This is a genomic window from Hymenobacter sp. GOD-10R, assembly GCF_035609205.1.
GTDB lineage: Bacteria > Bacteroidota > Bacteroidia > Cytophagales > Hymenobacteraceae > Hymenobacter.
The window spans coordinates 5,016,936-5,035,954 of sequence record NZ_CP141184.1; the positions used below are offsets into that span (position 1 = coordinate 5,016,936).

General features: G+C 52.1%; 18 protein-coding genes and 2 tRNA genes. 8 read left to right on the forward strand and 12 right to left on the reverse strand.

Annotation, left to right across the window (positions count from 1 at the left end; genetic code table 11):
* Positions 1–14: 14 nt before the first annotated feature.
* Genes SD425_RS19920 through SD425_RS19930 form a run of 3 tightly spaced genes read left to right on the forward strand, consistent with a single transcriptional unit; the run spans position 15 to position 2,680 of the window.
* Positions 15–479: a RidA family protein gene (locus tag SD425_RS19920; protein WP_324671779.1), complete on the forward strand. Its 465-nt coding sequence runs from the start codon at positions 15–17 to the stop codon at positions 477–479.
* 23 nt (positions 480–502) lie between these two features.
* On the forward strand, positions 503–1,606 hold the full coding sequence (locus SD425_RS19925) for a D-TA family PLP-dependent enzyme (RefSeq protein WP_324671780.1): 1,104 nt from the start codon (positions 503–505) through the stop codon (positions 1,604–1,606).
* Positions 1,607–1,609: 3 nt separating this feature from the next.
* Positions 1,610–2,680, forward strand: coding sequence for a dipeptidase (locus tag SD425_RS19930; RefSeq protein ID WP_324671781.1), 1,071 nt, complete (start codon positions 1,610–1,612; stop codon positions 2,678–2,680).
* Positions 2,681–3,101: 421 nt separating this feature from the next.
* Here SD425_RS19930 and SD425_RS19935 read toward each other — a convergent pair whose 3' ends face one another.
* Both SD425_RS19935 and SD425_RS19940 read right to left on the reverse strand, forming a co-directional pair.
* The gene (locus tag SD425_RS19935) at positions 3,102–3,338 is read right to left on the reverse strand and encodes a DNA/RNA non-specific endonuclease (RefSeq protein WP_324679575.1); all 237 of its coding nucleotides are present in this window, start codon (positions 3,336–3,338) and stop codon (positions 3,102–3,104) included.
* 3 nt (positions 3,339–3,341) lie between these two features.
* A complete protein-coding gene (locus tag SD425_RS19940) occupies positions 3,342–3,584 on the reverse strand; it encodes a hypothetical protein (protein ID WP_324671782.1) in 243 nt (80 codons plus the stop codon).
* Between the two features lie 397 nt (positions 3,585–3,981).
* On the opposite strand from SD425_RS19940, the gene SD425_RS19945 reads away from it, so the two are divergent.
* Positions 3,982–5,793 (forward strand): hypothetical protein, encoded by a 1,812-nt coding sequence (locus SD425_RS19945; protein WP_324671783.1) that lies wholly within the window; start codon positions 3,982–3,984, stop codon positions 5,791–5,793.
* A gap of 372 nt (positions 5,794–6,165) precedes the next feature.
* Positions 6,166–6,804 (forward strand): Abi-alpha family protein, encoded by a 639-nt coding sequence (locus SD425_RS19950; protein WP_324671784.1) that lies wholly within the window; start codon positions 6,166–6,168, stop codon positions 6,802–6,804.
* A gap of 329 nt (positions 6,805–7,133) precedes the next feature.
* Here SD425_RS19950 and SD425_RS19955 read toward each other — a convergent pair.
* The 5 genes from SD425_RS19955 to mltG form a co-directional block, all read right to left on the reverse strand.
* A tRNA-Ser gene (locus SD425_RS19955) sits at positions 7,134–7,218 on the reverse strand.
* A gap of 90 nt (positions 7,219–7,308) precedes the next feature.
* Positions 7,309–7,395 (reverse strand) — tRNA-Ser (locus tag SD425_RS19960).
* 113 nt (positions 7,396–7,508) lie between these two features.
* Complete coding sequence (locus tag SD425_RS19965; protein ID WP_324671785.1) at positions 7,509–8,480, reverse strand: YihY/virulence factor BrkB family protein; 972 nt, start codon at positions 8,478–8,480, stop codon at positions 7,509–7,511.
* A gap of 104 nt (positions 8,481–8,584) precedes the next feature.
* Positions 8,585–9,088: a thioesterase family protein gene (locus tag SD425_RS19970; protein ID WP_324671786.1), complete on the reverse strand. Its 504-nt coding sequence runs from the start codon at positions 9,086–9,088 to the stop codon at positions 8,585–8,587.
* A gap of 96 nt (positions 9,089–9,184) precedes the next feature.
* Positions 9,185–10,261 (reverse strand): endolytic transglycosylase MltG, encoded by a 1,077-nt coding sequence (mltG, locus tag SD425_RS19975; RefSeq protein ID WP_324671787.1) that lies wholly within the window; start codon positions 10,259–10,261, stop codon positions 9,185–9,187.
* Positions 10,262–10,544: 283 nt separating this feature from the next.
* On the opposite strand from mltG, the gene SD425_RS19980 reads away from it, so the two are divergent.
* On the forward strand, positions 10,545–11,174 hold the full coding sequence (locus SD425_RS19980) for an L-threonylcarbamoyladenylate synthase (RefSeq protein ID WP_324671788.1): 630 nt from the start codon (positions 10,545–10,547) through the stop codon (positions 11,172–11,174).
* 58 nt (positions 11,175–11,232) lie between these two features.
* Here the strand turns inward: SD425_RS19980 and SD425_RS19985 are convergent, their stop codons facing one another.
* Together SD425_RS19985 and SD425_RS19990 are read right to left on the reverse strand one after the other, a co-directional pair.
* Positions 11,233–12,150 carry a lysophospholipid acyltransferase family protein gene (locus tag SD425_RS19985; RefSeq protein ID WP_324671789.1) on the reverse strand — a complete coding sequence of 306 codons (918 nt, stop codon included), beginning with the start codon at positions 12,148–12,150 and terminating at the stop codon, positions 11,233–11,235.
* Positions 12,147–13,013, reverse strand: coding sequence for a hypothetical protein (locus SD425_RS19990; protein WP_324671790.1), 867 nt, complete (start codon positions 13,011–13,013; stop codon positions 12,147–12,149). Before SD425_RS19990 ends, SD425_RS19985 begins: the two co-directional genes overlap by 4 nt.
* A gap of 138 nt (positions 13,014–13,151) precedes the next feature.
* Between SD425_RS19990 and SD425_RS19995 the strand changes: the two genes are divergently transcribed.
* Together SD425_RS19995 and SD425_RS20000 are read left to right on the forward strand one after the other, a co-directional pair.
* Entirely contained in the window at positions 13,152–13,784 is a 633-nt protein-coding gene (locus SD425_RS19995) for a WbqC family protein (RefSeq protein ID WP_324671791.1), read from the forward strand.
* 121 nt (positions 13,785–13,905) lie between these two features.
* The gene (locus tag SD425_RS20000; protein WP_324671792.1) at positions 13,906–16,512 is read left to right on the forward strand and encodes an ATP-dependent Clp protease ATP-binding subunit; all 2,607 of its coding nucleotides are present in this window, start codon (positions 13,906–13,908) and stop codon (positions 16,510–16,512) included.
* A 73-nt stretch (positions 16,513–16,585) separates the two neighbouring features.
* Here the strand turns inward: SD425_RS20000 and SD425_RS20005 are convergent, their stop codons facing one another.
* The 3 genes from SD425_RS20005 to SD425_RS20015 form a co-directional block, all read right to left on the reverse strand.
* A complete protein-coding gene (locus SD425_RS20005) occupies positions 16,586–17,551 on the reverse strand; it encodes a glycosyltransferase family 2 protein (RefSeq protein ID WP_324671793.1) in 966 nt (321 codons plus the stop codon).
* A gap of 70 nt (positions 17,552–17,621) precedes the next feature.
* Positions 17,622–18,284: a class I SAM-dependent methyltransferase gene (locus tag SD425_RS20010; protein ID WP_324671794.1), complete on the reverse strand. Its 663-nt coding sequence runs from the start codon at positions 18,282–18,284 to the stop codon at positions 17,622–17,624.
* Between the two features lie 46 nt (positions 18,285–18,330).
* Entirely contained in the window at positions 18,331–19,014 is a 684-nt protein-coding gene (locus SD425_RS20015; protein ID WP_324671795.1) for a WbqC family protein, read from the reverse strand.
* Positions 19,015–19,019 lie beyond the last annotated feature (5 nt).

The following is a 19,019-nucleotide window of genomic DNA, read 5'->3' on the forward strand; positions in this document are numbered from 1 at the left end:
ATACCCAACTCCTCATGGCTACTCCCGAAGAAAACTTCGCCCAAACGGGCCTCAACTTGCCTCCCGCTCCCGCGCCGCTCGGCGTGTACAAACCTTGCTTGATCGACGGCAACTACCTCTACGTTTCGGGTCATGGGACCGTGCAAGACGATAAAAGCCTGATTATCGGCCGCATCGGCGAAACCCTCGATATTGAGGAAGGCAAGCTGGCCGCCCGGCAAGTGGGCCTAGCTATCCTCTCAACCATCGTGGCCAACCTAGGTAGCCTTAACAAGGTCAAGCGCGTGATCAAAGTGCTCGGCATGGTAAACTGCACCCCCGATTTTGAGCGGCACCCCTACGTTATTAACGGCTGTAGCGAACTGTTTGCGCAGGTGTGGGGCCCCGAAAACGGTATTGGTGTGCGCAGCGCCGTAGGCTTTGGCTCCCTGCCCGACAACATTCCGGTGGAAATTGAGGCGCTTTTCGAGCTAGCCTAGGTACCCGATTAGTAATAAGCAACATGGAAGAGTGGTTCAGCGTCGCGGACGCCGATGCGCTAGATACGCCTGCGCTAGTCGTGTACCCCGATCGGGTGCAGCACAACTTGGCGCAACTGGTAGCTAGCATTGATGAGGTGGGCCGGCTGCGGCCCCACGTGAAAACGCACAAAAGCCAAGAGGCCGTGCGCCTGACGATGGAGGCTGGTATCAGCAAGTTTAAGTGCGCCACCATTGCCGAAGCTGAAATGCTAGGTCTCTGCGGAGCACCCGACGTGCTGCTGGCCTACCAGCCCATTGGCCCCAAAGCCGCGCGCTTTGTGCAGGTAATCAAGCACTACCCGCAAACCAAGTTTTCCTGCCTCATTGATACCTACGCTGCAGCGCAGCACCTGAACAACTTGGCCGCAGCGAGCGAACTGACCGTTTCCGTGTTCATCGACTTGAACGTGGGCATGAACCGCTCGGGCATTGCCCCAGCCGCGGCATTTGCCTTGTATCAGCAGTGTGTTAGCCTCGCAAATCTGCAAATCATGGGCTTGCACGCCTACGATGGGCACATTCGCGACGAAGACCTAGCCTTGCGCACGGAGCATTGCAACAGCGCCTTTGCCCTGGTGGAAGAGCTAGCCGATCAGCTACGCAGCACTGGTTTTGACCCTATCATTGTGGCCGGCGGCAGTCCCACGTTCCCCATCCACGCCGCCCGTCAAGGGGTGGAATGCAGCCCCGGCACCTTCATCTACTGGGACAGTGGCTACGGTAACGTGTGCAAAGAGCAACCATACTGGCCGGCTGCCTTAGTGCTGAGTCGGGTCATTTCCTTGCCCGATGCCACCAAGATTTGCGTGGACCTAGGTCATAAGTCCATTGCTGCGGAAAGTCCGCTGGATAAGCGCATCACCTTCCTAAATGCGCCGGCGCTTCGGCCCATCGGGCAGAGCGAAGAGCACTTGGTGCTGGAGGCCGGACCAAATCACGGGTATAAAGTGGGCGACCTACTTTACGGCTTGCCCTACCACATTTGCCCCACCGTCGCCTTGTACGAGCGGGCCATTACTATCCAAAACCAAGCGCCCGCGGGGGAATGGAAAACCATTGCCCGCGACCGAAAAATCAACTTATAGAACATGCTAATAGTAGATGCTCACCTCGACTTGAGCATGAACGCGCTAGAGTGGAACCGCGACTTGACCCAACCCATAGTGGCCATCAATGCCCGCGAAGCCGGCCTAACCGATAAACCCGACCGTGGCAAAGCGGTGGTGAGTCTGCTCGAACTGCGCAAGGGTAACATAGGCTTAGTGGTAGCCACGCAAATTGCCCGCTTCGTTGCGCCCGATAATCCCTTGCCGGGTTGGCATTCGCCTGCGCAGGCTTGGGCCCAAACGCAGGGCCAGCTAGCTTGGTACAAGGCCATGGAAGCGGCCGGCGAAATGGTGCAGGTAAACAACCTAGCCACGCTAGAGCAGCACCTAGCTTTGTGGGCCGATGGCACTCCCACCGAAGGCAAACCCGTCGGCTACATCCTCAGCTTAGAGGGCGCTGACTCTCTGATTACCGTGGGGCACTTGGAACAGGCTTACCAATCTGGCCTACGGGCAGTAGGTCCCGCGCACTACGGTCCCGGTCGCTACGCGCAGGGTACCGATGCCACCGGCTTCATGGGCCCAGCTGGCCACGAACTGCTGAAAGAAATGGAGCGTCTAAACATAATCCTCGACGCCACTCACTTGTGCGACGACAGCTTCTGGGAAGCCCTGGACCACTTCAACGGACCCGTATGGGCAAGCCACAACAACTGCCGGGCGCTGGTAAACCACAACCGTCAATACAGCGACGACCAAATCAAAGCCCTGATTGAGCGCGGCGCCGTGATTGGTGCTGCTTTAGACGCCTGGATGATGGTTCCCAATTGGGTGAAAGGTGAATCGACCCCGCGGGACATGACCTGCAATTTGGAAGTAATGATCGACCATATCGACCACATCTGCCAACTCGCCGGTAACACGTTGCACGTAGGCCTAGGTACTGACCTAGATGGAGCCTTCGGGCGGGAGCAATGCCCATACGATTTGGAAACTATTGCTGATCTGCAAAAGATACCGATTCTACTAGCCAAGCGTGGGTACACTGCGCAAGACATCGAGAACATGATGCATGGCAATTGGCTGCGGTTTATAAGAAAAGTGTGGCAGTAAGAGCCAATGCTAATTCTTGTGAAAAGAAAAAGCCCCATTTCCAGCTTGAGAACGGGGCTTTTTGCAGAGAAGGGATTCGAACCCTATAATTGATTCGACCTGCGAACGCACTAAGAATACCTTGTTTGCAGCTTACAGGGGGCATATTTTAAAAAACAGCAGTGAGGATAAGTGAGAAGCAAGGGGTACGAATGACCTGTTTTGTACCCCAGCTGCCCCCGGGACTTTATAAATTTGAGCGGCAACTTTTTCTCCGCTCGTAATGGCTACCATATCCTTCCACCTGAAAGATTCCAAATCAGGCCGTTATCCAGGGTGGAAGTCGAACCATTGCTCCCCACTCCTCCCCTGCCGTAGCTGCCACAGATGATGTAAAATTCATTGCCTTGATCCACGAGTGTACAGCAGTAGTTCTCCAATCCTACCTACGTGCGCTGGTTGTTGTTGGGGGCCCCTGCGGCATCATGTTCGTCATCAGGAACGTGGCCGAGTTGTCCTCAATGAATCCCGTGCGGTCAGCGGAAGGGCAATTATGTCCGCGGTCAAAACCCGAACCCGTGTAGCTGCTCATGGTCACGCGGTACCAACCAGATGGCAAGCTGTTGTCTGCTGAGAAGTTATCCTGGCGTTCCGCCGAGCCGAGCCAAGCGCTACTCAGGTGCTAGCTCACCCAGTTCGGAATACCCCGGTCGCGGTGATAGCTCAGCGTGTACTGTGGTTTTATTAACAGATAGTTCGTGTAGTTGCTCGCATCTGTGGTGGCGCCACTGGGATTACCTAGGGTTAAACTCTCGTCTCGTGCAGAGATGAGTGTCGCAGGCGTAGAGGTCGCTTTTTTATCAGAGCAACTGGCTGCGACTAGCCCAATAAACAGGAAAAGACGACAGGAAAGAGGTGAGCGCATGAGTAAAGATAAAGAGTCGATGGCAGCTAGTATCTAATTACAGTGCCAATGGCAGTGCGGCCGCGCTAAGCCACCTTCAAAGCTTCCACGTGACCACAGCGGTCAATTAGACAACGGAAGTAGCCAGTGCATACCCTTCCTACCCATATGCCCGCGTACTGGCTACGGTAGCCCGGAGATGGGTATCAGCCTGATCCCACTGCGCTATCTCCTGCGCAAGGCGGCTGAGCAGGTATCTCAGCGTACAGCGGCTTGACGGTGCACGCACTGGATGCGACAGCTCACACAGAAAGAACCTACTACCAAGTTAACTTACTACCTAGCGGCACCTACGTGCAACCGGAACTTTGTAACGCCACTACCTTTGGCTTAAAGACCTAGCTACGATATCAGACCTGTGCCTTTCCTGATGCCCTATTACTCGACTACAAACAGGTTCCAGGAATTTCATGCTGTTGGGCTGCTCGCTGTATGGCTTCTGGCGGGCTGTGCAGGCTACGCAGCCAGTATTCTTTACTCCGTTGAGGTGGGTGAAGTACTCGCCTTGGCTAGGCGCTCCTCGCCGAATGGGCACGCTTTGAGCACCACGCAGGTCGCCTTTGAACAGCTGCGCCTAGGACTCGGCACGACTGCTTGCGTGCTAGGAATGTATGGTGTGGTGGTGTTCTACGACCTGCACCGGCAGGGCCTAGTGGTTCAGCACTTCTGGCGAACCAGCGGGTTGCGCGCCAAACGAGGGCTATTCTACGCCTGGTACGCGCTACGACCACGGCAACAGCGTTGGACGTTGGCTGCCTTTGCCGCCCTTACCGTGCTACGCATTATCGTGAGCCGGCGACTGGTTACCTTCGATGACAGTGCCTCTTACGAGTTCTTTGTACGAGATAGCTTGCTCACTGTAAGCGCGTACTATCCAGCCCCTAACAACCATATCTTCAGCAACACTCTGAGTTGGTTGTTCTATCAGGTGTGTCAGGAGTATTGGTGGAGCATGCGGGTGCCGGTATTACTTGCAAGCACGGCCGCCACGGCGTATTGGTTTCTAGGCCTGTTGCGCTGTAGCAACTTTCGGGTGGCCGCGCTGACTGTAATGCTCTGTAGCTTGCTGGAACTAAACTTGTTTTTAGCTGCTGAAGGCCGCGGCTATGCTCTGCTTTTCGCCTTGAGCGCCTTAGGCTTTTTTAGTGCCTTGTCACTCACGGATGCTGAGGCACCGACGCCTAAGCGGGCTTGGGCCGGTATGGCAGTAGCTGGAATTATAGGCTTGTACACTGTACCCACATTTGCGTATTTTTTGGTGGCGGCCTATAGCTGGTTGGGCTTTTGTTGGCTTTGCAAAGGCGACCTGCACCGCCTCGTCGCCGGAGTACTCTTGGGTGCTACCACACTTGTGGGCGCTGCTTTGCTGTACGCTCCGCTGCTGCTAATTTCCGGGCCAGGGGCACTATTTCGGAATGCTTATGTCAAACCCCTAGCGGTTTCAACCTTCTTCCAGCGGTTGCCAGCCTATGTGTGGGAAGTAGAGGGAGGCCTTCTGGGCGAATCACGTAATGGCGTGCTGGCGTCTGTGCACCTAGGTTCCCTAGCGGCGGGAGCCGTTGTAATTGGTTTTTTAGCGTTGGCAAGGGCTGCTCAGCGTGGCCGTTTACCGGCACACCAGGTCGCGTACGTTCTGCGCCTAGGAGTACCAGCGCTTTGGTTTGTGGTGATGCCTTACCTGTTGCTGGTGATGCAACGCGTGGAGGCTCCCAGTCGCACACTGGCCTTCAAAGCTACTTTTATGTTCCTGCTCATTGGCCTAGAACTTGACTGGGTATTGCACCAGTTTGGGCCAAGAGTCCGCCATTTACGCACCACATTGCGGCTAGGAATAGGTCTGTGGGCAGGAGTGCAGCTCACCCAATTGTACCGTTCAAACGAACTGAGGCTTTCTTACCTGCGAACACCTCATCTGGCGGCTCAATGGCTGTTGAATCAACCAGCGGGCCCGATACTCGCGCCCAATGCGCCGTGTTATTTACCGGCTCTCCGCTTTTACATTCATTTTGAAAAGCCGACCTCAACATTGGAGATCGACGATGCCCCTAAGCCAGGTACGCGCTACCGTTACATCATCAACCCGCCTGCTCCTTTTTCAGGAGCCTTGCCTCACTTGCATGTCGGCCGTGATGTCAACTGCGAAGCGATGGACATTGTATCCTATTGGTAGCTAAGGCGGAGCTCGTAGAAGCGTCTACGGTAGTGACAGGCCGAGTTATGCACCAGCCATGGTAGTTTGATAAGCACTATAGTTACACTTATAACCTGCTACAAGTGCTCCTGCGCAACTGGTATAAGCAGCACGAACGCTTACAAGAGCGTACATCGGTGTACTTCGCTGCTCAATCTATACTGAGCGCAACAAAGCTTCCAGCCTGCGAGAGTACATTGACAGAGCACTTCGTGTAACTAGTGCACCTGGAAAAAAAATTTATTTTTCTTGGAGCAACAACGTTACTCTATCAAGAAGCCTCATGCTAAATAGCTGAGGCTTTTTTTGTTTGTAGCTATATTACCCCATCCTCTTATCAATCATACCCTCATGCCTTTAGTAGAACTTTCCACCGCCTTAGTAGCTGCTGGCAGTGGCATTGTGGTACCATTCGTCAATAAGGTATTAGAGAAGACAGCTAGCCGTGTAGGAGATAGCTTCGATGCGCAACTAGTTACACTCTTTACCAAGGCGCATGATTTCTTAACTGCTAGTGGGCATGAGGCCAACCCTGTCGAGCCTAAAATTATTGCTCCTATTGTGCAGGCGGCTAGACTTGAAACGGATCCTGATTTGATAGATAAATGGGCCGCTTTACTGGCTAATGCTGCCAGCGGTCAAGTTGATATACTAGTTCAGCCTAGCTTCGCGGAAGTGCTGCGGCAACTTACTCCTACGCAGGTACGCATTTTGGATAGGATCTATCAACAGGTCGATCCATCTATTGAAGCAGGAGAGGACTGGCAGCCAGGGATTGAAGTTAGTGCTATTCGAGAAGAGCTTCAACTCACTTTCTTTGACTTTCAGCTGTGTATGGGCAATCTGTTGCGCCTCAGCCTTTGTACTGAGTATGAAGCTAAAAATGCAGCTACCTTAGGCAAGGTGGCCCCGGGGACTAAGAAAGTTGACCCTACCATTTTTGGTTATGCATTCGTAAAGGCATGCACCCCACCACAACTGACAGTGTAGATGAGGCAAGTCCCAACAATGCTAAGGTGAGTGCACTTTCGAAAAGCAGAGTTCACCTAGCAAAAATGCCGTAGCACGCTGCAAACAAGATGTTTTTTCTTTCCCCCTTGACAGGAACCGACACCAATAAAAAAGGCTCGTACTGTTGAATAACGGAGCGGGCATTTTGCCTTCCTCTAAGCAAGCTGGCAACGATTTCCGGTTGGCTACCTCAAAGATAAACGGCCACTATTAGGAGATGTATGAAGGTAGATCAAGGGGGTTTGTACCCCTAACTGTACCCCAGAAAAGAAAAAGCCCCGTTTCCAGCTTGGAAACGGGGCTTTTTGCAGAGGAGGAGGGATTCGAACCCCCGGAGGTTTAACCCTCAACGGTTTTCAAGACCGCCGCAATCGACCACTCTGCCACTCCTCTATCTCTATAAAGAATAACTGGGTGGCTGAGCAAGTGAGTAAAACGGTTTGACCGTCTTACTCACTTGCTCCGTTATTCAGTTATTCGTCGCAGAGAGGGGGGGATTCGAACCCCCGATACCGTTGCCAGTATAACGGATTTCGAATCCGTCGCATTCGACCACTCTGCCACCTCTCTATGCCCCAATAAGCGTGTTTGGGGACCGCAAAAGTAAAAGGCAGCGGATAATTAACAAGAAGTAGAACGTATTTTTTACTTAAAAACTTCAGTCTTGCTCGCGAGCTGAGTGCTTAATGCGCTGCTACACGCTTATTATCAGCCATAACCGTCTTGAGTCGACCTGTTGCTGCATCAATGCTCACGTTCACTTCAAAGCCTAGGATTATGGTCATGCACACAAAATCGAGCCATACCATAAAGCCGACGAGCGTGCCAATAGAACCATAGAAGTGGTTATAGCTATCAAAAATCTTGACGTAAAGAATAAACAGGAAGGAAACGATGAAGATAAGAAACGTCGCTACCACTGCTCCTACTGACACAAACGGCCACTTGTTGTGCACAGGTGGCACATAGTAATAGACCAGGCAAGTCGTTAGCAGAAACAATCCCACCAGGGAGCCATATTTGATCAGCGTGATAAGCTGCGACGTAAACTGCTCCGGTACAATCTCGCTGAACACCAAGGCATCAATAATATAGGTACCAAAGAAAATCCCCGCCACGGCAACTAACAGCACCGACGATAGCACAACGGTCAGCAACGTGGCAATGACACGTTTGCGCAAGTAAGTACGACGCTTGAATGACGGGTACTTCTTCTCAAAGGCATCGAGCAAGGCCATGATGCCATTGGAGCTTAGCACCAACGCCGCCAGGAAACCAAATGATAACAGGCCACCGTGAGGAATGTTGACAATGTCATCAATGGTAGTGGCCGTAGCCGCGTACATCTCCCGCGGCATCAGGTCGCCAAGGAATTGTAGAATGTCCACGTTTAGGTTTGGAATGGGGATGTACGGGATGAGCGTGAATAGGAAGATAATCGTTGGGAACAGCGCTACCGTGAAGTTGAAGGCCATGTAGCTAGCCCTCTTGGTAACACTATCCAGCTTGATTTCCTGAATCATCCGATCTATCACGTCATACACGGACGTATTGCCAGGCCCAATACGCATGCGCTTGAGCCACACAATGAACTTGCGATACGAGCGACGGCGGCGCACATCGGGCAGGTGATAACGGCGCACAGGCAAACGCATGATTCTGTCAGTTATCAGTGATCAATTACCAGTTGACAATCAATAAGCAAATACTAGCTTACTCTTTGACAGTTGACACCAGCTTAGTGTCAATTGTTCATTGTTCATTGTTCATTGTCTTTCAGGAAGGCAGCCGGCGCGGGCGCATCAGCAGGGAGCTTCGTGAGCGTCGGCGCTATCGGGCCAGCTGTCTCGTCTTCAGTAAAAAACGGAGCTAGCTTGGCCTGGATATCCGCCGGGATGGGCACTGGACGGCCGTTCGCAGTACTCACGAACACCATGAGCGTGTGTCCTTCCGTGAGCAACTGATTGGCCTCGTTGTAGATTTCGTATTCAAACAGCACCCGAGTCCCCTCACCAGGCTGACGTAGCAGCAGACGGACCGTGAGTAAATCGTCGTAGCGGGCGGGCCGTCTAAAACGAGTGCGCAACTCCCCCACTGGCATCCCAACCCCGTCGGCTTCCAAGTCCTTGTAACGAATACCTAGCTGCCGAAACGCCTCTGTGCGTGCTACTTCAAAGTAGGCGGCATAATTACCGTGGTACACGTAGCCCATCTGGTCAGTTTCGGCATAGCGGACGCGAATGTGCGTGTCGTGGGAATACATCAGTTGGCTTTTGGTGACTGATTTTTGTTTCTGGTGCAGGTTGGTTTGCTCCGATAAAAGCTAGGCACGTAAACCAATTACCAAGGACAAACCATACTACTTCATAATACCCGACCGGTTCAGGGCAGCCTGGTAGCGCCGGGCATTAACGAGGTGTTCTGCCTCAGTAGTTGCGAAGGCATGATAGCCGCTAAAGTCTTCTTTCGCGCAGAAGTAGTAATAGTTATGCTGCTCTGGGTTAAGTACGGCGTCGATGCTGGTAATGCTTGGCAGATTGATGGGGCCGGGAGGCAAGCCATTGTGCATGTACGTGTTGTACGGCGAATCCTTAGCTAGGTGCACATTCAGTACACGCTTGATCGTGAAGTCGTTGTTTGCGTACACCACCGTGGGGTCGGCCTGAAGCTTCATGCCGCGCTTGAGACGGTTGAGGTATACGCCCGCCACGCGTGGGCGCTCATCGGGGTGCTGCTGCTGCTCGGCTTCCACGATGCTGGCCAGCGTACTCACCTGCGCACGGGTCAGACCTAGCTTCTCGCGCTTGGCGTCGCGAGCGGGCGTCCAGAACTTCTCATACTCCTTTTTCATGCGCTGCATGAGGTTGTCGGCGGACGTGTTCCAGTACAGCTCGTAGGTGTTCGGGATGAACATCGTCAGGATACTCGTGGTGTCGAAACCTAGGCTGCGGGTGTAGCTAGGGCTACTTAGCAGGCTATCGAACTCCTTGGGGCGAGCGTCAATCGTGGTGCTGAGCTTCTGGGCTAGGTCGGAGCGCAACCGAATATTCTGGAAGGTGAGCTTCAACGGTGACTGAATGCCCTTACGCAAGTCATTGATTAATTCGCGGTTGGTGTAGCCATCCTTCAATTCATAGCGGCCTGGCTTCACGAGCTTGTCGTATTTCATCAGGCGTGCTACGAAATGCAACGACAGCTTATCGACAATCACCCCGCTGGCGTCAATGGAGTCCAGCACCGCTCTGGCTGTTTCCCCCCGCCGCACTAGCACGAAGGTGGGCTGGCCTTTGGTTTCAACGTTGGGAGTGTAGAAGACTTGGTAGAAGTAGTAAGAAAACGTAACCAAGAACAAGCCTAAAATACCCGTGACGTACGCATATTGCCTGCGGCGGCGCAAGGCTTTGGCTTTGTAATCGATGCGAGGCGGTTGAGCCATTTCGGGAAGAAAGCGGTGGAATATAGAAGGTAATTGACCAGCAATACTTTTTTTGCAGGACCAAAAGTACGCTAATCTGCGTCGCTTTTGTGGCTCGGGCAGTTTACCTCTAGCTTCAGGCTAGCCAGGCTAGGCCTCTTTCTAGCCATAATTCGAGTCCGCTCGTAACCTAAAAAGCGCAACGTGCGAATGAATGATTCTTACACGCTTACCTAGTACCTCTTGCGCAACGAGCCTCTTGTGTACTAGATTCCCTCCCTCTTCACTCCATATTCCCTTTCCTATGGCTGCTACGCTGCTTCGCATTCATCCCGATAATCCGCCCCTAAACAAGTTATTGCAAGCCGTAGAAGTGCTGCGCAATGGTGGCGTTATTATTTACCCAACCGATACCATTTATGGATTGGGCTGCGATGTTTTCAATGCCAAAGCGGTGGAAAAGCTGTGCCGCATCAAAGGCATTCACCCCGATAAAGCTAACCTTTCCTTTATCTGCTCCGACCTAGCCAACATTACCGATTACGCCCACGGTATTACCACACCTGTATATAAGGTGTTGAAAAAAGCGCTACCGGGCCCTTTCACGTTCATTTTCGAAGCTAGCCCCAAAGCACCACGCTATGGTGGTGTGAAACGCAAAACCGTCGGTATCCGCGTGCCCGATCATAAGATTTGCCTAGGTCTGGTGCAGGAGCTAGGCAATCCTATCGTGACAACCTCCATTCACGATGACGACGAGCTGCTGGAATACACTACCGATCCTGACCTGATTTTTGAGAAGTACCGCTCCTTGGTAGACCTCGTGATTGATGGCGGCTTCGGCAATAACATAGCCAGCACCGTGGTGGATTGCACCAACGAAGACTTCGACATCGTCCGCCAAGGCGCAGGCGATATTGAACAGTACTTATAAGAGAGTGACTGAGCGGCTGAGTCACTGAGTGAATTGTTAAACGACTACACTCAGTCACTCAGTCACTCAGCCGCTCAGTCACTCTCTTGTGCTTCCAGCGTCGATGCGACCACAAGTATTCGGCGGGTGCTGCCTGGATGTCGCGCTCTAATTGACGGGCAAAAGCTTCTGTAATGAAGTGCTCTTTATCGCTAATTGGCGTAATGCCGTCATATATTTCTGTTAGGGTGATGTCGTAGTAGCCACGGCGTACGCGTCGAATACCAACGTATACTACCGGACACTGAAAGCGAGGTGCCAGCCGATCAGCACTAGTGTAGAAGCCAGTATCTTGATGCAAGAAGTCAGTCCAATAGGGTTGATCTTCGGGGCCTGCGGCTTGATCAGTGAGTAGAGCTAGGCAACGAGCTTGATTGCGGTAACGAACCATATCACGCAACGTGTCGCGCATAGGAACCAAGTATGCCCCCGACCGAGTCCGCAGCCGCTTCATAAAGTATTCAAAGAAACCGTTACTCAACGGCTTGTAAACGCCGTGTGCTCGATCTGGGTAATAAAGAGCCCCCGTTGACAGGATCCACTCCCAATTGCCAGCGTGCGAACCAAGTACAAGCACCGTATGACCTAGCTCCATTGCTTTCTCGGCCAATTCAAAATTGCGAATCTTGGCCCGCTCATACAGTTCCGCCTTCGAAATCGTCAGTAGCTTCAGTATTTCAACGATGACCTGGGCAAAGTGCCAGTAGAAATCCTTGCCTAAACGCGTCACTTCTGCTTCCGACTTCTCCGGGAAAGCATTACGCAAGTTTCCGCTGATCACCTTCCAGCGGTAGCGCACGCCGTAGGCTAGCAGCAAGTACAATCCGTAAGCTAGCGCGTAGAGCACCGTGAGCGGTAAGCTAGCTACGCCAGTCAGCAGCCAGAAAAGCGGTCGGTAATACCACGGAAGAGAGCTAGGCGTGTTTGTTTGACTCATTTGGGCGCAACGGCGCCGGCTGGCGCGTAGGTTTCAGTTTCTCGTCGGACACGGGCTGTTTGGGTCGCTACTACTTGCTTACGAGCGTCGAGCACATCCACTTTAAGCGTGTAAGTGCCACTAGGCAGCGGTCCAAGCGGCAGTTCACCCGCAATGCTGGTCGGCCGTCCGGTGGCAATGTTATCTAAGGGTGCTTCGGCGTCAGCAGCAGCACCCTCTTCTGATTGCAGATGATAGCGCAAGCTTAGCTGCTGCCCTCGCGGCGCCTGATACAACTCCGCATAGAAATACAGTTGATCAGCTCCGCGAGTATACATACCGCCGGGTGCGCGCACTAGCTGGTAGCCACCGCGCGTGAAGTTGTTCTGTCCCGGCGATTTGGCAGCCGGACGAGCTAGCACAACCAAATCGCTCAGAGCAGCCCCTTTGGTCGTTGACTGAAGCACTAGCGGCATCTCAGCGGTTCCTTCCGTCCCGGCATGGTACTGGTCACGTACCCGACCGCGTAGCGTGTAGTTGCCGTCAGGTAGCGCTAGTCGCTTCTGAAAGCTCAGCGGGTTCTTGATAGCGGCTGTCGTGTCACTGAGCACGGGCGGCTTCAGCGTCACTGTCTCCTGATAAGCAAGCTTCCCATCTGCTTTCAAAATCTCCAACGTGACTATCGCAGCGGCCTGAAAAGCTTTGGGCGCCCGGCGCATGTATGTCAGCGACTGACTCAGCACGGTAACGTAGATTTCCACTTCGGCGCCTTTCACCGTCAGATCTTGGTTGCGGAAGCGGGCGGCATCAAGTAGTAGTTGGGGAGTAGCAGCCTTTGTGACCAACGTAGCTAGCGTTAAGCATACCAAAAGGAATAACCGCATAGAAAATAGAACAAGCTAGGTTGTGACAGCAATAAGACAAAGTGTCGGTACTTAGTGCCACCATTCTGGTGGCACTAAGTTCACATAAGAAAAGCTAGGTTAGCCAGCAAAGCTCCTCATTTAGACCTAAACATTGCAATGCCCATTTTATTTGAAGCCCAGCACAATCCACCAGCGACGTTTTTCGCCGAACTTGTAGGGGCTGATTCGTTGTTATTGGAGAGTAAAGAGCATTATCGGAAGCAAACGTATCGCAACCGTTGCTTGATTCTGACAGCACAAGGTGTAAAGCCGCTTACAGTTCCCGTCGTGGATGGAAACCGGAGCGAAAAGGTTGGAATTAGAGAGCTAGAAATTGATTACCGACAAAACTGGGTACACCAACATTGGCGTACGTTGCAGACGGCGTACGGCGGCACACCTTATTTTGAATTTTACGCCGACTATCTCCACGATATTTACGTAAAGAAGATTCCGCTCTTATTTGACCTTAACCTAGCGCTTTTGTATTTTTATCTGCGTTGCCTTCGGATGCGGATTCCAGTGGAATTCACCACCGAGTACCACTCCCACTACGACCTCACAGCCATGCGCGACCGGCGCGATTGGCTGACACCGAAAGGTGTTTCCGACTCCGAACCTGACAGGACGTCCGGCTCTGACAGGGTTCGACCCTACTCACAGACCTTTGGCGCACGTTTTGTACCCCACCTAAGCATCCTGGACCTGCTTTTCATGCAAGGGCCAGCTGCCGGCGGATTTCTCGTGTAGCACACCGCCGCTCCGAACCTTCGCCCGACTTATCCTGTTTTCAGGTTGTATCGGCCCAACCCGCTCGAAAATCGCTCCGGCGCACTTGCGGGGTTCCCTTTTTCTTCACTACCTTATCTGCATGGAAGCTAAATTCTCAAATCGTGTCAAGGAGGTCATCTCCCTGAGTCGGGAGGAAGCCATCCGGCTTGGGCACGACTATATCGGTACCGAACATTTGCTATTGGGCATGATTCGCGAAGGCGAAGGCACTGCTATTGGATTACTCAAGAAACTGGGTGTATCGGTAGAGGAGCTGAAATACGCCTTAGAACAAGCCACTCGCAATACGGCTACGCAGGGCACGAGCATTACCGGCTCTATCCCGCTGACCAAGCAAACCGAGAAAGTCCTCAAGATTACCTATCTCGAAGCCAAAATCTTCAAGAGTGAGATCATCGGTACAGAGCATCTGTTGCTGTCGATCTTGCGCGACGAAGACAATATTTCGTCTCAAATCCTTAGCAAATTCAACGTGAACTACGAATCCGTGCGTGACTCGCTGGATTATCACGGCAATGCCGCTAATAATCCTACGTCGGGCCCTGAAGCCGATGACGACGACAACGACCGCCTGTTTGGTGGCAACGCCGGTCGCGGTGGTGCCGGTGGCAGCGGCGCAGCAGCCAAGAAGCCCGGCGAAAAATCGCGCACTCCAGTGCTCGACAACTTTGGCCGTGACCTTACGAAGCTAGCTGAGGAAGACAAACTCGACCCTATTGTTGGTCGTGAAAAAGAAATTGAGCGCGTGGCCCAGATTCTGAGCCGCCGCAAGAAGAACAACCCCATCCTGATTGGTGAGCCTGGCGTTGGTAAAACGGCTATTGCCGAAGGCCTAGCCCTGCGCATTATTCAGAAGAAAGTTTCGCGCGTGCTGTTCGGCAAACGTGTTGTGACACTCGACCTTGCTTCGCTAGTGGCTGGTACCAAGTACCGCGGTCAGTTTGAGGAGCGCATGAAGGCTGTTATGAACGAGTTGGAGAAGTCGCCTGACGTGATTCTGTTCATCGACGAGCTGCACACGATTGTGGGCGCTGGCGGTGCTTCGGGTTCGCTCGACGCTTCGAACATGTTCAAGCCTGCCTTGGCTCGCGGCGAAATTCAATGCATTGGTGCTACTACCCTCGACGAGTACCGTCAGTACATCGAGAAGGATGGTGCCCTAGCTCGTCGTTTCCAGATGGTAATGGTTGACCCAACCTCGCCTGAAGAGACGATTGAGATTCTGCACAATATCAAAGACAAGTACCAGGATCACCACCACGTACTGTACACCGACAAAGCCATTGAGGCGTGCGTGAAGCTGTCGGATCGGTATATGAGCGACCGGTTCTTGCCAGATAAAGCCATAGATATCTTAGACGAGGCTGGTGCCCGCGTGCACATCAACAACATTGTGGTTCCCGAAGATATCCTCAAGCTCGAAGAGCAGATTGAGAACATCAAGACGGAGAAGAACCGCGTGGTGAAGTCGCAGAAGTACGAAGAGGCTGCTCAACTCCGCGATAAGGAGAAGAAGCTTCTTGAGCAACTCGACACCGCCAAGAAGAATTGGGAAGACGAGACCAAGAAGAAGCGGTACACCGTGAAAGAGGAAAACGTGGCAGAAGTTATTGCCATGATGACCGGCATTCCTGTGAACCGTGTTGCTCAGAACGAAGGCGAGAAATTGCTGAACATGGGCAACGAGCTGAAGGGCAAAGTAATCGGCCAGGATAAGGCTATTGCTCAACTCGTGAAAGCTATCCAGCGTACTCGCGTTGGTCTGAAAGATCCAAAGAAGCCGATTGGTTCGTTCGTGTTCCTAGGCCCAACGGGTGTAGGTAAGACGGAGCTAGCGAAAGTGCTTGCTACGTATCTCTTCGACAAAGAGGATTCACTCGTGCGTATCGACATGAGTGAGTACATGGAGAAATTCAGCGTATCGCGCCTGGTTGGCGCGCCTCCCGGATACGTGGGTTACGAAGAAGGCGGTCAGCTGACGGAGAAAATCCGCCGCAAGCCGTACTCGGTAATCCTGCTCGACGAGATTGAGAAGGCCCACCCCGACGTGTACAACTTGCTCCTGCAAGTACTCGACGACGGTATCTTAACTGACGGCCTAGGTCGTAAGGTTGACTTCCGTAACACCATCATCATCATGACCTCCAACATTGGAGCCCGCGACTTGCAGGACTTCGGCGCTGGTATCGGTTTTGGCACCAAAGCCCGGAATGAGAACATGGATGAGATTACGAAAGGCACCATCACCAACGCCTTGCGCAAAACCTTCTCGCCGGAATTCCTCAACCGTTTGGACGACGTGATTGTCTTCAACTCACTCGAGAAGAAAGACATCCACCGCATCATCGACATCTCGTTGGCGAAGTTGCTTGGCCGCATCCAGACCCTAGGTTACCGTGTAGAACTGACTGACGCCGCTAAGGACTTTGTAGCTGAGAAAGGCTATGATCCGAAGTTCGGTGCCCGTCCGCTGAACCGCGCTATCCAGAAGTACATCGAGGATCCGATTGCGGAGGAAATCCTGAAAGCCCAAGTGGTTCACGGTGACGTTATCACTGCTGACTATGAAGAAGGCAAAGAGGAGCTAACCTTCGCCGTGACCAAGAGCGGTGAAAACCCGAACCTAGCCAGCGACGAGCGCCCCGAAGAGGCACCTGAGTCGCCAGAGGGAAAGAAGGGTGAATAAGTAAGTTGATTTGAATACAAAAAGGCCGGTTCCTGAAAAGGAGCCGGCCTTTTTTCTTTTATATGTAGTATTGTCAAGAGGCCTTAATACTCATACCAACTCGATAAAGCGTACGTGCGGTGTGATGTAGGCCAGCGAACAATAAACTATGATGCCACTGTTTTGGTCGGTAGGTGACTTTTTTGGTGTCATAAGATCCAAGCAAAAATATTTGATTGGCAACAGAACCTAGCTGGAATTTCTTAAGTGCCAATATGAGCAGTTCGTAACGTATATGTTGCAACGCTTGATTTACTATGTGCTGATATTCAAGAGGCACATGTGGCCTAATTAAGTCAAAAAACTGAGCACTTTGCTGGTGTCTTTGTTGGGCTGTTAGGCCGCTGAAGGAGCCGGCACGATGCATACGGTAGACTCCCATGTTATGCGGCAAGTATTGAGCAGTACCACCGTGCATCAACAATAAGCAGAATAAAGCCAAGTCAGGGTAAGGTAACGAATAGTACCAATCGGGTAGCGGCCCTAGGTCATTACGAAACAGTACTGAGAGCGTGTAAACTGGATTACCACACAGAAAGTCCTCTAGTGTCCATCCATTTGCTTGTTTGCTTTTAGATGGCTCGGCTGATTCGTTAAATTCTCCAGTTGCCGAGTGTAGGATGTTGACTTTATGGAAGCTAAACCGCACAGTTGGATTCTGTTCAAGTTGATCTACCTGCTTTTGTAACTTCAAGGGGTCAGTCCAATAATCATCGCCGTCGAGCATAGCCACATACTTGCCGCGGCACAAAGCATAGGTAGGCCGCAACACGGGCAGCATACCCATATTATATTCGGCCAAGAACAAGGTAATTTGGTCTGGATAACGGTTTTTGTAATCCTGTACAATGGCTCGCGTCCGATCAGAGGAGTAGTCTTCTCCAATAACTAACTCCACCGGGAAATCAGTTACTTGCATCAACACTCCTTCAATGGCCTCAGCAATGTAGGATTCGTGGTTGTACGTAATCAACCACACGCTCACTATCGGCCGGTTCATAAGTGCAGAAAGATAAAAGTGCGAAGTGAAGTTTTACTGTCGTACCAATAGGTAGGCGGAGCACCGAAAGCTAGGTTCGGCGAGGTTCTCGATAGAGGTAAGTCGTGTACTCGTACAGCCCGTAGTCGTGGCGAAAAGCAAAGTGTCGGGTGAGATCTTGCTTTAGAAAGGAAGCAAGTAAATCTAACGGTACATGAAATAGATCTTCTCGCTCCCAGTCTACTTGTTTTGTCATGACATTGAAGGCTAGACCTGTAGTCGTTTTCGGCCAAAGCGTACGCAACAAGCTTTGACAATACGTCCACATTTCCTCGAAGCTTAAGGAGCACTTTTGGGTAAAAATGCCATTCATGATAATGTAGTCGAAGTCTGGCAGCGCCGTTGGATTTTGCAGCACATCGAAGCAGTAGAAGGGGGTATCTGGAAACTTACTGCGCGCAACAGCTAGCTGCTTTTCTGACATATCGAGCCCAGTGTATTCGATTTGTGGCAGATGATGGTGCTGTAGAAATTCAAGAAAGTGTGCCGAACCGCAGCCAAAATCAAGCAGGCGCACGGGCTTGTCGGGTACACTAGCTGATAGCAATCCTTCCAGCATCACTTGATAGCGTGCCTGTGCATCGTCATAGCTCGGCCATCCAACGCCTTTGTGGTTATCACCATGTGCAGCTAAGTACGACTCGCATTGGTTTACAATTACGCGGTGCAGTGTGCCAGGGGAAGAGCGTTTCATTTGCATTGTCATTCGTGAGCAAGGGGCTGCAACTAGGCAGTAGCTGCTACTGAAGCGTAGCCTGCTGGAAAAATTGTTGCACTTGGTTTGGTCGATTGTGCATTAGCACATCAATAATGGATAAGCCTGGCACAAAAGGTTGGCCTCTTTGAGAATATGGGATTAGGGCAGGCTGTAAAAACCGAAGCCTGATACCTTGACGCTCAAAATCAGCGGCGGCGTACAGGGCTGCCCCACCTGGCAAGTTCACGTACTCGTGAGCACCGAGGCGTTGGCAGATTTCTATGATTCGGGCTTGGGCCACCAGTCCGTTGTCCTTGGTGATGGTTGAGCTACGGAGAACAGGCACCGATAAGTTTACATGAGCGTTGATGCGCCGCAGGCTCTCCAATACCAATGCTGTCAGATCTCCCTCACCGGAAAGCAGGATTTGTTCTACCAGCGGAAAAACGTCGTTGAACGCAATGGCCGTCTTGTATTCCTGTCTAATTGTGGCCAACAATTTTTGCCGAGGTCGAATATCAGGGTACAGGCGAATGTCCTTGATCAACTTATTCTGTGAGCTTCCTAGCAACGGAATACTGAATAGGTACTTCGCGCAGTTGACTAAGAGCACGTTGCGGTTGATCCAGCCTTTGTTGATGAACGCCACATCATCCAGCAGCACGAAGGTATCGGCACAATGCAGCAGTTGGAAATACCCTAGGTATGGGAACAAGTACGGCTGCATTATAG